This is a genomic window from Primorskyibacter aestuariivivens (assembly GCF_028023675.1).
GTDB lineage: Bacteria > Pseudomonadota > Alphaproteobacteria > Rhodobacterales > Rhodobacteraceae > Marinovum > Marinovum aestuariivivens.
Genome location: NZ_JAQIOZ010000005.1, coordinates 289,926 through 302,788 on the forward strand (window position 1 = coordinate 289,926; position 12,863 = coordinate 302,788).

Below are 12,863 nucleotides of genomic sequence, written 5' to 3' on the forward strand. Positions count from 1 at the left end.
GTTCCTTTCAGCGGAATTCGAATTCTTCAAAATGGACCGAAGCAGGCGATTTTCCCGCCGCTTTCAATCCGGATATCAGGGCCACCCGCATGGGAGCCGGGCCACAGAACCACATCCCGGCGCTTGTCAGATCGAACGGGACTTTCCCGGCCAGCACCTCGGCGGTCAGGCGTCCGTCGGTTTGGCTGACATGCAGATCAAGCTCAAATCCCTTACATCGTTGCTCAGCCGCCCGCAGCCGGTCAAGCCCCACGGCCTCTTCGGCCTTGTTCACACAATAGACCAGACGGATGGTCCGAGTCTCGGCCTCAGTAAGGCTGTCGGCAAAAGCCAGAAACGGCGTGATCCCGATCCCGCCCGCAACCCAAAGCTGTTCCTTGGGCCCCTTGCGATAATCGAACCGGCCATAGCCGCCCTCGACCGTCATCTTGTCGCCAAGCTTGACCGCGTCACGCAGCCGACGGGTGTAGTCACCCAGACCGCGGATCGAGAACTGCACCTCGCCATTCTCACCGATCTTCGACACGGTAAAGGGATGCGGCTCGCGCAGCCCGTTGCGTTTGATCGAAATCACCGCAAAGGCCCCGGGTTTCGGGCGGATGCCCCGGCCCTTGGGTCTGGCATCCACGATGGTGGCAGCCGGGTGTTTTACAACGCCCGTAATCTCGTATCCGCGCGGGCGGAACGGGGCGAGAAACTGGGTGTAGAGAAAGCTCAGAATGCCCAGCGCCGCCATGAAATTCAGGTATTGCGCGGCAACGGCATTCATCGAAAACGGCACTTTCACAAAGAACTGGTGAAACGCAATGGCAATGAACACCACCCCCAGCACCCGATGCGTCCAGCGCCACAGCCCATAGGGCAGCAGGTCGCGCTGCATCTTGATCACCGGCAGTTTCTTGAAAAAGCTGACGGCAATCAGGCCCAGCAGCACCGGAAAGGCGATCTCGGCCACATCCACGGACGTCTTGGCCAGCCCGGTGGCAATGATCTGCCCCTCAAGGTCCATGCCCACGCCTTCGTGGAACAGCACCAGCGCCACCACCGTCACGCCGGTCCATTTATGCACCTGGTACAGCCGGTCGAGCCCTCCTACCCAGGCCTCGATCACACGCGGACGGGCCGACAGGAAGATGTTGATCGCCATCAGGCTGAACGCGCTCGCCCCGGCACAAAGCGCCGCCACGCTCTGCAGGCTGGCATTGCCCGCAAAGAGCGCCACAAGCGCCGAAGGAACAGCGATACCGGCCAGAAAGACGAGAAATGAGATCATGATGCAAAGGGTCCGGCAGTCTTGAAAATGTTAACGTATTCAAAAGACACGAAACCCCTGACCCAAAGTCAACGCCTTTGACGGGCTTTGTCAGGAAAACCATACCTTCCAAGGCAGGGTCGGGACCGGATTTTCAGGGTTTCACGGCTTTGACGAGCGCGCCAAGATTGCTCAGGACAAAAAACAGGGCCGCCGCGCAGACGATGGACGGACCCGCCGGGGAATCAAGCAGCAAGGCTCCCTGCAGCCCCGCAACAACCGCCAGAGCGCCGATCATGGCGGCCAATATCGCCATCTGTTCCGGCGTCCGGGCAAACGGTCGTGCTGCCGCCGGCGGAATGATCAACATCGCGGCGATCAGCAAGACGCCAACCACCTTGATCGCGACGGCCACCACCAGCGCCAGCGCCAATGTCAGCACCATTTGCTCGCGGCGCGGATTGACCCCGGCGGCCCAGGCAAGCTCGTCGCTCAGCGTCGCGGTCAAGAGCGCCTGCCAGCGCCACAGGATCAGACCGACCACCAGCGCCGCACCGGCCCAGATGATCGCAAGATCCCCCTTGCCCACGGCCAGAACATCGCCAAAGAGATAGGACATCAGGTCCAGCCGCACATCCGACAGGAAGGACACCGCGACCAAACCAAAGGCCAGCGCCGAATGCGCCATCACGCCCAGCATCGTGTCCATGGCATAGCCCCGCCCGCTCAGCCCGCTCACGGCCAGCGCCATGATCAACGCCATGGCCAGAGCCCCCGCCAGCACCGAAATGGACAGCGCAAGGGCCATCGCCACGCCCAGAATGGCGGCATGCGCCGTGGCATCGCCGAAATAGGCCATGCGCCGCCAGACCACGAAACAGCCCAACGGCGCAGCAGCAAAGACAACCCCCAGACCCGCCAGCGTCGCGCGCAGCATGAAATCGTCAAGAAACGCCATCATTCCGCCGCCTCGTGGCTGTGATCGTGGTCGCAATGTTCATCATGCTGGTGATCGTGCTCATGCCGGTAAAGCGCCAGTGCCCCGCCCGTCCCCGTTCCGAACAGGGCGCGGTATTCCGGCGCGCTGGCCACCGCTTCGGGCTGGCCTTCGCAACAGATATGCCCATTGAGGCAAATAACCCGGTCTGACGCGCTCATCACCACGTGCAATTCATGGCTGACCATCAGCACGGCACAGCCCAGCTCCCCCCGCACTTCTTCAATGCGCCGGTAAAAGGCGGCAGAGCCCGGTTGATCGAGGCCTTGCGTTGCCTCGTCCAGAAGCAAAAGCTGCGGATCATCAAGGATCGCGCGCGCCAGCAGAACACGCTGAAACTGTCCGCCCGACAGCCCCGACATCTGGCGATCTGCCAGTTCCGGCACACCTGCGCGCTCCAGCGCGGCATCGCGGCGCGCCCGGGTCGCATGCCGGGGCAACGACAGGAATCGCGCCACCGTCATCGGCAGGGTTGGATCAATATGCAGACGCTGCGGCACATATCCCATGCGCAACCCGGACTGGCGCGTCACCCGCCCCTGCACCGGGGTAAGCGCCCCGACCAACGCCTTGAGAAGCGTGGATTTGCCCGACCCGTTGGGCCCGACAATCGTGACGATCTCGCCCGGTTCGATGGCGAAATTCACATGCTGCAAAACGGTGCGCCCGCCCTGCGCCACGCTCAAATCGGCCATGGATACAAGGCTCATTCCTCTGCTCCGGCCTGACATTTCGGGCATAGCCCCTCGGCTTCGACAACCGCGCGCTCCACGCGAAACCCCGCCGCGCTGGCCAGATCGTTCAGCACAATCTCACCCGGGCGCGCCTGCACTTCGGCCACGGCCTTGCACCCCCGGCAGATCAGGAAGACTGGCGAATGATCGGCGCCCGGATGCGCACAGCCAACAAAAGCATTGAGCCGCTCGATCTTGTGCGCAAACCCGTGTTTCACGAGGAATTCCAAGGCCCTGTAAGCGACCGGCGGCTGCGACCCAAACCCTTCCTCGCCCAGGGTTTCAAGCAGGTCATACGCCCCCATGGCGCGATGTTCGGTCAACAGGATTTCCAGCACGCGGCGACGCACCGGCGTGAATTGCAACCCATGCGCTGCGCAATAGGCGTCTGCGGCCGCGATGCCTTCGCTGCGGCAATGGGAATGATCATGTTTGGCAAATCCGATGGTCTGCATTCTGGCCCGTCCGTCAAGATTTGGGGTTGATACGTTATACTATGACATGTAGCAAGGCGCGTCGAATGTAATAAGATAACAGGTCGCACATGATGATCCGCCCGCTTCTTTCCGCCCTGCTGCTCAGCACCGCCACCCCGCTTCTGGCTGATGTGCCCAAGGTTGCCACCGACATCGCCCCGGTTCACGGGCTTGTTTCGCGGGTGATGGACGGGGTGGGCAGCCCGACGCTCATTATTGGTCCGTCCGCGTCACCGCATCACTACGCCATGCGCCCGTCCGAGGCCCGCGCGCTGCAAGAGGCCGATATGGTGATTTGGGTGGGTGAGGAACTGACCCCGTGGTTCGGGGACCGGATTGCCACGCTGGCCCCCGAGGCGCTGTCACTGGACCTGATTCATGCACCGGGTACGGTGCTGCTGGATGTGCGAAAGGCGATGATCTTTGCTGCGGCGGACGACCATGACGAGCATGACGAGCATGACGAGCATGACGAGCATGATCATGGCTACGACGAGGACAAGGCGCATTCCGACGACCACAGCCATGAAGACGATCACGCAGACGCGCATGATGATCACGGCCATTCGCACGAGGGCACCGATCCGCACGCTTGGCTTCTGGTCGAAAACGCCCGCGCCTGGACCCGCCACATCGCCGTTGCACTGACCAAGGCCGATCCGGACAATGCTGCGACATATGCCAGCAACGCCGACGCCGCGATTGCCGAACTGGAGGCGCTGGAGGCCGAGATGAAATCCGTTCTGACGATCCAGAACGCGCCCGGCTTCATCGTTTTCCACGACGCCTACCAATATTTCGAAGAGGGTGTCGGGCTGCGCGCCGTGGCCGCGCTATCCGGGTCTGACGCCGCTGATCCCGGTCCGGCCCATATCCGTGCCGTGCAGGATCTGATCGAAACGGAAAATGTGGGCTGCGCCTTTACCGAACCGCAATTCGACACGCGCCGTCTCGACACCGTGCTGGAAGGCACGAAGGCCAAGCCCGGCGTGCTCGACCCGATCGGCCGGAGCATCGAGACAGGTCCGGGCTTTTACCCGGCTCTGATCCGGCAGCTCGGCGCATCCATGGCGGAGTGCCTGAACAGCTGATAGCAGCGGGCGGGCCTGTCCCGCCCCTCACAGGCTCAGCCGCGGATCACCTTGGCAAAGGCGTCGAACAGCCCTTCGTTACCGCAAATCAGGCTGCCGGACTCCAGCGGGTCCGCCTCGGGGTCGATGCCTTCGAGAAAAGCCCCCGCCTCGCGCGCGATGAGAGACCCGGCGGCGGTGTCCCAGATGTCCAGCCCGCGTTCCCAGAACCCGTCAAAGCGGCCCGCCGCCACGTAAGCAAGGTTGAGCGACGCACCGCCCCAGTGCCGAACGCCGGCAACAGCGGGCATCAGACGGCTCAAATCATGGATGGTCGCGGGCAGATCGCCCTTCCCGGCAAAAGGTATGCCCGTGGCAAACACCGCCTCGGACATGCGGCGACGATCCGACACGCGGATACGGCGGTCATTCATCCAGGCACCGCTGCCCTTCTCCGAGAAAAACATCTCGTCCTTGGCTGGATCATAGATCACGGCGGACACGATCTTGCCCTTGTGCTCAAGCGCGATGGACACCGCCCAATGCGGCAACCCGTGCAGGAAATTCGTCGTGCCGTCCAGCGGATCGACGATCCAGCGGCGGGTTGGGTCCGCCCCCGGCTCTTCGCCGCTTTCCTCGCCCAGCCAGCCATAGGTCGGGCGCGCTTCCATCAGCATCTCGCGAATGATCTGTTCGGCGGCAATATCCGCGCGGGTGACGAAATCCGACGCGCCCTTGGAGGACACCTGTAGGTTCTCGACCTCGCCGAAATCCTTGACCAGCGAGCGGCCCGCCTTGCGCGCCGCCTTGAACATGATGTTGAGATTTGCGCTGCCCTGCATGTCCGGCTCCGTGGATCGTGGTCCCGGCATCGTGCGGGATATGGGTAATCAGGCCGCGCGTATACGCCGCCTGATCAGACTTGCCAAGGCCCGTCCTGGCTTGGACTGAATGCCGACCCCGAGGGCCGTGCGGCGTGCTACTTGTAAACGACGCCTTTCACACCGGCGGGCGCATAGGCACGGGTGCGGTGATGGCTACGCTTTTTCGTGCGCACCGGCGCGTTGTAATAATGCTCGGTCGTGGTCGGTGTTCCGCAGCAGATCACGCCATTCATCACGATGGGCTGAAGCCCCGAGGGGCAATAATTCGCGCTGGCCTGATAGGGGAACATCTGACCCGAATTGGGATCATTGGTCCCGTCACCCATATACATTTCACCCCAGGCCAGAGCGGCCGTCGCGCTTGCGGCCAGCATGCCCGCCGCCAGTGTTACCGCCTTGATACCCATTCTATCCCCCGTGGTTTCGAATTGTGACTCGTCAATACTGATAGGCCAACGCTACGCGGTTCACGGGCCAAGTCAATGAAACTGTGCAGAAATTCTTGGTGTCCGGCATGTATTCCGGGGCAAATGGCCGATCTGCCCGGTACATCGCTCTGCTCGACAGGCGGGATTTGGCATGGTTTACTCAACCACAGGCAGGCCCGGCACAGGGCAAGGCAGGACGCATTTTCTCCTGCTGCCGACGTTTTGGCGACCCACTCCGCACATGCTTTCAGACCTTTATGAGCCAACCGATTTGAAAGGACCCCCGTGATGACCAAACTCAGCTTGCTGGACGCGACCGACCTGATCGAAGCCTCCTATGCCGGGACCAACAAGGCGGATATCCATACCGAGATCGACATTCAGGGCGTGCAGGCGCAGTTCCTCAACTCCGGTATTCTGGTTATTCCCGGCACAAACGAGTTCTCGGACTGGTTTGATTTCAATCTCAACGTCAACAACGCCAACGCCCCCGAAAGCCATGGTTTCGAAGTGGTTCCGGGCGACAGCGGCGCGCTCTGGCATGCCGGTTTTCTGGAACACGCCCAGATCGTCTATACCTTTGCCAAGGGGCTGCGCCCGAAATTCATCGTGGGTCACAGCCTTGGCGCGGCCTCGGCCCAGATCGTCGGCACCTCGCTCAAGGTGCCCACCATCGCCTTTGCCTCGCCGCAGACCTGCCGCAGCAGTGCCCGCCTGCATGGCGAGGGCTGGGTGGTCAATATCTGCCGCGTCGATGACACGGTCTGCCACGTGCCGCCCAAGTTTCTCGGGTTCCGCACCGTGGGCAGCCGCTATTGGATGCAGCCCGATGAACTGGACGGGGATGAAGACCACCGGATCACCAATTACCGCGAGCTTCTCAAACTCAAACGGATCAAGGACCGGGTGCCGCAAAGCTGGCCACGCTGACCCCAGCGCTACTGAGTCACCACGGAACCGGCCACCTGCTCTTGCAACTCGCTTGCGCCGTCGGCGGCAAGATGGCGCAAACCTCTCCAATCAATCTCGGCCAGGAACTGTGTCAGTGCCTCCGGCGATGCGCGCGTGCTCAGTTCAAGCTCCACATGGTCAATCCTGGCCTCGAAGAACCGAAGCTTGTGCGGCCGCGCCCCGTTATCCGCCGCATCGACCGGGCCTTTGACCTCTTGCCATGCAATGTCCTGGAACTGCGCGAACGGGTGCTCTGTGTCCAGATCGTCCCAGGCACGCTCCCAATCATCGAACATCCCCCGCAGTGTGGGGTTGTTCACGGGTTTCGTCGGTTCATACACCGTCAGAACCACCATGTTTTCGCCCATCATATAGGTTGCGGTGGTGTCTGCGATGTAGCCCTCCATCAGCACGATTTCGGCATTGGACAGGGTCTCCAGCAGGTCTGTATCAACGATTTGATAGAAGATGCGGTCGAGTACGGCATTTTGCGCATCGCTGTAGAGGAACCAATCCGCGCCGTCATTGCCCAGCTCGCCCTGCCACCCGTCCGGCGCGGCAGGCATGAGCCCCGCGATCCGGCTCGATTTCCGGAACGCGATGGACAGCCACCCGCCCTTGTCCTGCAACCGGTCCTGCAAGCTGCGCACATAATGCGCGGTGCCAAAGTCCTTTTTCCCCGATGCCATCATCTGCAGCGTGTAATCCACAGCAAAGCCGGTCAGAGCCAAGCCCGCCAGAAGGAAGAGAAAAGCGATTTTTCCAAAAATGAACCTCAAGATGAACATGCCCGACTCCCGTACAATCTTGCCGGTAGTCATGTCCTGAAATCAGGGCCGAAATCGGGTGGTTGCGGGGAAACATCCCGACGCAGGATAGCGTCAACCGTACCCCGCGTACACAGACACAAATCCCCGCCCGGTGCATGTGCATGGACGGGGGCCCGACCGCTGGCAAATCGACTGCGCTGCCTGGCCTCAGAATGTCGGTGCCATCCGTCAACGACACTCACGCGCCAGACCCGAACATGAGCGGGTCGCGTTGCCACGGTTGACGACCACGCCGCGTGAAGGCTCTTCCTCTGGCGCATCAAAGCCCAAAAACGCCAGGAAACGGCCCCAAGCGCTTTCAGCCTCTGCCGCGCGCTTCGCCTCAAGACGCTGCATCTCGATCGAATTGTAATCGCGGTCCTCGACAGACCCGAAATAGTCCGCCGCCCCAAACTGAGATTTTGCCGATATCAGGACCACAAGACCGGGCGTCCGATTGAACGGCCATGAATGCCCGACCGGGCCTTGGAGCCGCCGATATCCACAAATTGTTCGATATGTGAAACTATGGGCGATGCACACCTCGCCAAAATGCCCAAAAATGTACCATTGGCGAAAAGGTGCTGATTTCTCTTTCGGTGCCCCTTTCACATATCTTTGCGCATCCGTATAAGAAGGCTTGGCCGCCTCAGGTGCAGAGTCGCGGCCCCCATGGATGTGATGCACCAGACGGCAAGGATACCCCCGATATGTTCGGATTGTCAGACCTGACAGGCATGTTTTCGGCCGATATGGCCATCGACCTCGGCACCGCGAACACGCTGGTCTATGTGAAGGGCAAGGGCGTGGTTCTGGCCGAGCCGTCCGTTGTCGCCTATCACGTCAAGGACGGCGTCAAAAAGGTGCTCGCCGTGGGCGAGGACGCAAAGCTGATGCTGGGCCGGACCCCGGGCAGCATCGAGGCGATCCGCCCGATGCGAGAAGGCGTGATTGCCGATTTCGACACCGCCGAGGAGATGATCAAGCACTTCATCCGCAAGGTGCATAAACGGTCCACATTCTCCAAACCCAAGATCATCGTCTGCGTCCCCCATGGCGCAACCCCGGTGGAAAAACGCGCCATTCGCCAATCGGTGCTGTCTGCCGGTGCGCGCAAGGCCGGGCTGATCGCCGAACCTATTGCCGCCGCCATCGGTGCGGGTATGCCGATCACCGATCCCACCGGCAACATGGTCGTGGATATCGGCGGCGGCACCACCGAAGTGGCGGTCCTGTCGCTGGGTGACATTGTCTATGCGCGCTCGGTCCGCGTCGGTGGCGACCGGATGGACGAGGCCATCGTGAACTACCTGCGCCGGCAGCAGAACCTGCTCGTGGGTGAAAGCACCGCCGAACGCATCAAGACCTCCATCGGCACCGCGCGCATGCCCGATGACGGGCGCGGCGCCTCGATGCAAATCCGCGGTCGCGACCTGCTCAATGGCGTACCCAAGGAAACCGAGATTTCCCAGGCCCAGGTGGCCGAAGCGCTTGCCGAACCGGTACAGGCGATCTGCGAAGCGGTGATGACCGCTCTGGAAACCACCCCACCGGATCTGGCCGCCGACATCGTCGACCGGGGCGTCATGCTCACCGGTGGCGGTGCGCTCCTGGGTGATCTGGACCTCGCGCTGCGCGAACAGACCGGGCTCGCCGTGTCGATTGCAGACGAGTCGCTGAACTGCGTGGCGCTCGGTACCGGCAAGGCGCTGGAATACGAAAAACAGCTGCGCCACGCGATTGATTACGACAGTTGAGACATGCGGTGGGCAAATTGCCCACCCTACGCCCGGCCCAAGCAAAGATGTGATTGCCCCGGCGCTGGATTGACCATTGATGCGCGTGATATACGCGATGCACCGGGTTTGGAGCATAAATGGCCAGAGACCGCACACAACAGGACGAATACGCAACACCGCTGCGCCGCCTTCTGACGGCGGTGGTGGTGCTGGTGCTGATCGGTCTGTTCCTCTTGTGGCGGATCGACAGCCCCCGGGTCGAACGGTTCCGGGTGCAGGTGGTCGACCGGGTCATGCCAAGCTTTTCCTGGGCCATGGCCCCGGTGACGGCCACCGTGAACCTGATCCGGGACTTCCAGTCCTATCAGTCGCTCTACGAACAGAACCAGGAATTGCGCCGCGAATTGCAGCAGATGAAAAGCTGGAAAGAGGCCGCGCTGCAGCTGGAACAGGAAAATGCCCGACTGCTGGATTTGAACAATGTGCGGCTGGACCCGGAACTGACCTATGTGACCGGTGTGGTCCTGGCCGATAGTGGCTCACCCTTCCGCCAGTCGCTGCTGCTCAATGTTGGCGCGCGGGACGGGATTCAGGATGGCTGGGCCGCGATGGACGGGCTGGGCTTTGTCGGGCGCATCTCGGGCGTGGGCCAGCGGACGGCGCGTGTCGTGATGGTCACGGACACCTCAAGCCGCGTGCCCGCCCTGATCCAGCCCTCGGGGCAGCGCGCGCTGGTGGTGGGGGACAATTCCATGGTCCCGCCGATTGATTTTCTGGAAAACCCCGATCTCATCCGCCCCGGCGACCGGGTCGTGACCTCGGGCGATGGCGGTGTGCTGCCGCCGGGCCTTGTGATCGGTCAGGTGGCCAAGGACCCCGGAGGCCGGCTGCGCGTGCGCTTGTCGGCGGATATCGAGCGGCTGGAATTCCTGCGTGTGCTGCGCGCCCATGGCACGCCCGCGGTGACCGGCGCCGGCGAAGTCGTTGGCCCGAACGCCGCAGAAACACCCGAAGAAGAGACTACAGCCGGGGAACAGGCGGATGGTTGAACGCAATACATTCCGTCTTTGGACCATGCGCGCGACCTTCCTGATGTTGGGCCTCGCGACCATCTTCGTCTACCTGCTGCCGCTCCAGACCGGTCCGGGCCGCTGGCCCACGCCTGACATCCTCCTGGCGCTCTGTCTCGCGTGGTCGCTGCGTCGGCCGGACTTTGCCCCGGTCATCAGCATCGGGCTGCTGATGCTGCTGGCCGACCTGATGTTCCAGCGTCCGCCGGGATTGTTTGCGGCCATGGCCGTCATCGCCTCTGAGGCGATGCGCCGACGCGGCCCCGGCCTGCGCGATGCCGGATTTGTAACAGAGCTTCTGACCGTTGCGTTGAGCATCGCGGTGATCACCATAGCCTATCGCGTGGCGCTGACGCTCCTGGTGCTGCCGCGCCCGTCGCTGGGATTGTCTTTGGTGCAGGCCATGCTGACCATCACAGCCTACCCGGTGGTAGTTGCCGTGTCGCAACTGGTCTTTGGTGTGCGCACACAGACCCAGGCCGAACTGGCCTCGGGACGGGGGCGCGCATGAGACGCCCGGCCAAGGATACCGCGGCCTCGCACCGCAAGATTTCGCGCCGCGGTCTGATCGTGGGCGGGTTGCAGGCCGGGTTTGTCGGGCTGCTGGGGTTCCGCATGCGCCAGCTACAGGTCGATCAGGCCGACGAGTTCCGCTTTCTCGCCGAAGAGAACCGGGTCAACATTCGCCTGATCCCGCCCGCGCGCGGCGAAATCTTTGACCGCAACGGTGTGGCCATTGCCGAAAACGAACCGGCCTATCGCATCACCATCGTGCGCGAGGATGCGGGCGATGTGGAGGCGGTGGTCGCGCGGCTGGGGAAATTGGTCGAGTTGGACCCCGAGGAACTCGAACGCGCGATGACCGAGATGAAACGCTCGGCCCCGTTCCTGCCCATCACCGTGGCCGACCGCGTCACGTGGGAGGATATTTCCCGCGTTGCCGTCAACGGCCCTGCCCTGCCCGGTGTCACGCCCGAGGTCGGGCTGTCGCGCCACTATCCGATGGGCCGCGATTTCGCCCATGTGGTGGGCTATGTCGGTCCCGTCTCGGACCGCGACCTGAGCCGCTATGAAGACCCGCCGCCGCTGTTGCGCATCCCGCGGTTCCAGATCGGCAAGGTCGGCGTTGAATCGCGGCTTGAGGAACAATTGCGCGGCTCTGCCGGGGCCAAGCGGGTCGAGGTCAACGCCGTGGGGCGCGTCATGCGGGAACTGAGCCGTCGCGAAGGCACCGGCGGTGCCACGGTACAGCTCACCATCGACAGCGACCTGCAGAACTATGTGCAGGCGCGACTGGGCGAGGAAAGCGCCAGCGTCGTGGTGATGGACCTTCAAAGCGGCGATCTGCTGACCGCGGCCTCCTCGCCCTCCTATGACCCGAACAAATTCGTGCGCGGCATCTCGGTGGCCGACTATGGCCTGTTGCGCGACAATGATCATCGTCCGCTGGCCTCCAAGACGGTGCAGGACGCCTATCCCCCCGGCTCCACCTTCAAGATGGTCACCGTTCTGGCCGCGATGGATGCGGGGCTGGTCGCACCCGATGAAACCGTCTGGTGCCCCGGCCATCTGGAAGTGTCAGGGCGCAAGTTCCACTGCTGGAAACGCGCGGGCCACGGCCATATGAACCTTGAACAATCCCTGCGCGAAAGCTGCGATGTCTATTACTACGACCTCGCGCTCAAGGTGGGCATCGAACGCATCGCCGAAATGGCCCGGCGACTGGGTCTGGGGCAGGCCCATGACGTGCCGATGTCCGCCGTGACCAGCGGGCTGGTCCCGGACAAACAGTGGAAACAGGTGAACCGGGGCGCGGATTGGGTGATCGGCGACAGCGTGAACGCCTCGATCGGGCAGGGTTTTGTGCTCACCTCGCCACTGCAACTGGCGGTGATGACCGCACGCATCGCGACGGGCCGCTCCATCGCCCCGCGCCTGATCAAGACCATCGACGGCATCGAACAGCCGGGCACGCCCGGCGAGAGCCTCGGGCTGAATGAAAACCACCTGCGCCAGGTGCGCCGCGCCATGTACGCGGTCAGCAACAACCGCCGTGGCACGGCCTATGGCAGCCGGATCATCGCTGACGAGATGCGGCTCGCGGGCAAAACCGGCACGTCACAGGTGCGCAACATCACCGCTGCCGAACGCGCGCGCGGCGTGACCCGCAACCAGGACCTGCCCTGGGAACGGCGCGACCACGCGCTGTTTGTCAACTTCGCGCCCTATGACAACCCGCGCATCGCGGTGGCCACAGTGGTGGAACATGGCGGCGGCGGCTCAACCGCGGCGGCCCCGATTGGCCGGGACGTCACGCTGCAGGCGCTTTACGGAGAAGACCCTCCGCTCGACGCCTATCCTAGCAAGGACCGCTCGCGCATCAAGGCGCAGCAGGAACGGCTGGCCCGCGAACGCCCCCTGCGCGGCGCACCCAGCAGCGATCAGGCCTGAGG

The 12,863-nt window shown here is 62.8% G+C and carries 14 protein-coding genes; 6 read left to right on the plus strand and 8 right to left on the minus strand.

Annotated elements, in window-relative coordinates; translation table 11 throughout:
* Positions 1-7: 7 nt before the first annotated feature.
* The 4 genes from PGB28_RS07050 to PGB28_RS07065 all read right to left on the minus strand — a co-directional run bounded on the left by PGB28_RS07050 (position 8) and on the right by PGB28_RS07065 (position 3,438).
* Positions 8-1,273, minus strand: a complete 1,266-nt coding sequence (locus PGB28_RS07050; RefSeq protein WP_271420791.1) for a ferredoxin reductase family protein — start codon at positions 1,271-1,273, stop codon at positions 8-10.
* A gap of 133 nt (positions 1,274-1,406) precedes the next feature.
* A complete protein-coding gene (locus PGB28_RS07055) occupies positions 1,407-2,210 on the minus strand; it encodes an iron chelate uptake ABC transporter family permease subunit (protein WP_271420851.1) in 804 nt (267 codons plus the stop codon).
* The gene (locus PGB28_RS07060) at positions 2,210-2,959 is read right to left on the minus strand and encodes an ATP-binding cassette domain-containing protein (protein ID WP_271420792.1); all 750 of its coding nucleotides are present in this window, start codon (positions 2,957-2,959) and stop codon (positions 2,210-2,212) included. The genes PGB28_RS07055 and PGB28_RS07060 overlap by 1 nt, the downstream gene beginning before the upstream one ends.
* Positions 2,956-3,438, minus strand: coding sequence for a Fur family transcriptional regulator (locus PGB28_RS07065; RefSeq protein ID WP_271420793.1), 483 nt, complete (start codon positions 3,436-3,438; stop codon positions 2,956-2,958). Before PGB28_RS07065 ends, PGB28_RS07060 begins: the two co-directional genes overlap by 4 nt.
* 92 nt (positions 3,439-3,530) lie before the next feature.
* On the opposite strand from PGB28_RS07065, the gene PGB28_RS07070 reads away from it, so the two are divergent.
* Complete coding sequence (locus PGB28_RS07070; RefSeq protein ID WP_271420794.1) at positions 3,531-4,550, plus strand: zinc ABC transporter substrate-binding protein; 1,020 nt, start codon at positions 3,531-3,533, stop codon at positions 4,548-4,550.
* Between the two features lie 35 nt (positions 4,551-4,585).
* Here PGB28_RS07070 and PGB28_RS07075 read toward each other — a convergent pair whose 3' ends face one another.
* Complete coding sequence (locus tag PGB28_RS07075; protein ID WP_271420795.1) at positions 4,586-5,371, minus strand: inositol monophosphatase family protein; 786 nt, start codon at positions 5,369-5,371, stop codon at positions 4,586-4,588.
* Positions 5,372-5,508: 137 nt separating this feature from the next.
* A complete protein-coding gene (locus PGB28_RS07080; protein ID WP_271420796.1) occupies positions 5,509-5,820 on the minus strand; it encodes a hypothetical protein in 312 nt (103 codons plus the stop codon).
* A 309-nt stretch (positions 5,821-6,129) separates the two neighbouring features.
* On the opposite strand from PGB28_RS07080, the gene PGB28_RS07085 reads away from it, so the two are divergent.
* Positions 6,130-6,771: an alpha/beta hydrolase family protein gene (locus PGB28_RS07085; RefSeq protein ID WP_271420797.1), complete on the plus strand. Its 642-nt coding sequence runs from the start codon at positions 6,130-6,132 to the stop codon at positions 6,769-6,771.
* 8 nt (positions 6,772-6,779) lie between these two features.
* On the opposite strand, the gene PGB28_RS07090 is transcribed toward PGB28_RS07085, so the two are convergent.
* Complete coding sequence (locus PGB28_RS07090; protein ID WP_271420798.1) at positions 6,780-7,580, minus strand: hypothetical protein; 801 nt, start codon at positions 7,578-7,580, stop codon at positions 6,780-6,782.
* A 210-nt stretch (positions 7,581-7,790) separates the two neighbouring features.
* On the minus strand, positions 7,791-8,042 hold the full coding sequence (locus tag PGB28_RS07095) for a hypothetical protein (protein WP_271420799.1): 252 nt from the start codon (positions 8,040-8,042) through the stop codon (positions 7,791-7,793).
* A 269-nt stretch (positions 8,043-8,311) separates the two neighbouring features.
* On the opposite strand from PGB28_RS07095, the gene PGB28_RS07100 reads away from it, so the two are divergent.
* The 4 genes from PGB28_RS07100 to mrdA all read left to right on the plus strand — a co-directional run bounded on the left by PGB28_RS07100 (position 8,312) and on the right by mrdA (position 12,861).
* The gene (locus tag PGB28_RS07100) at positions 8,312-9,358 is read left to right on the plus strand and encodes a rod shape-determining protein (RefSeq protein WP_271420800.1); all 1,047 of its coding nucleotides are present in this window, start codon (positions 8,312-8,314) and stop codon (positions 9,356-9,358) included.
* 119 nt (positions 9,359-9,477) lie between these two features.
* Entirely contained in the window at positions 9,478-10,389 is a 912-nt protein-coding gene (gene mreC, locus PGB28_RS07105) for a rod shape-determining protein MreC (protein ID WP_271420801.1), read from the plus strand.
* Entirely contained in the window at positions 10,382-10,921 is a 540-nt protein-coding gene (locus PGB28_RS07110) for a rod shape-determining protein MreD (RefSeq protein ID WP_271420802.1), read from the plus strand. The genes mreC and PGB28_RS07110 overlap by 8 nt, the downstream gene beginning before the upstream one ends.
* A complete protein-coding gene (gene mrdA / locus PGB28_RS07115; RefSeq protein ID WP_271420803.1) occupies positions 10,918-12,861 on the plus strand; it encodes a penicillin-binding protein 2 in 1,944 nt (647 codons plus the stop codon). Before PGB28_RS07110 ends, mrdA begins: the two co-directional genes overlap by 4 nt.
* Positions 12,862-12,863: the final 2 nt, after the last annotated feature.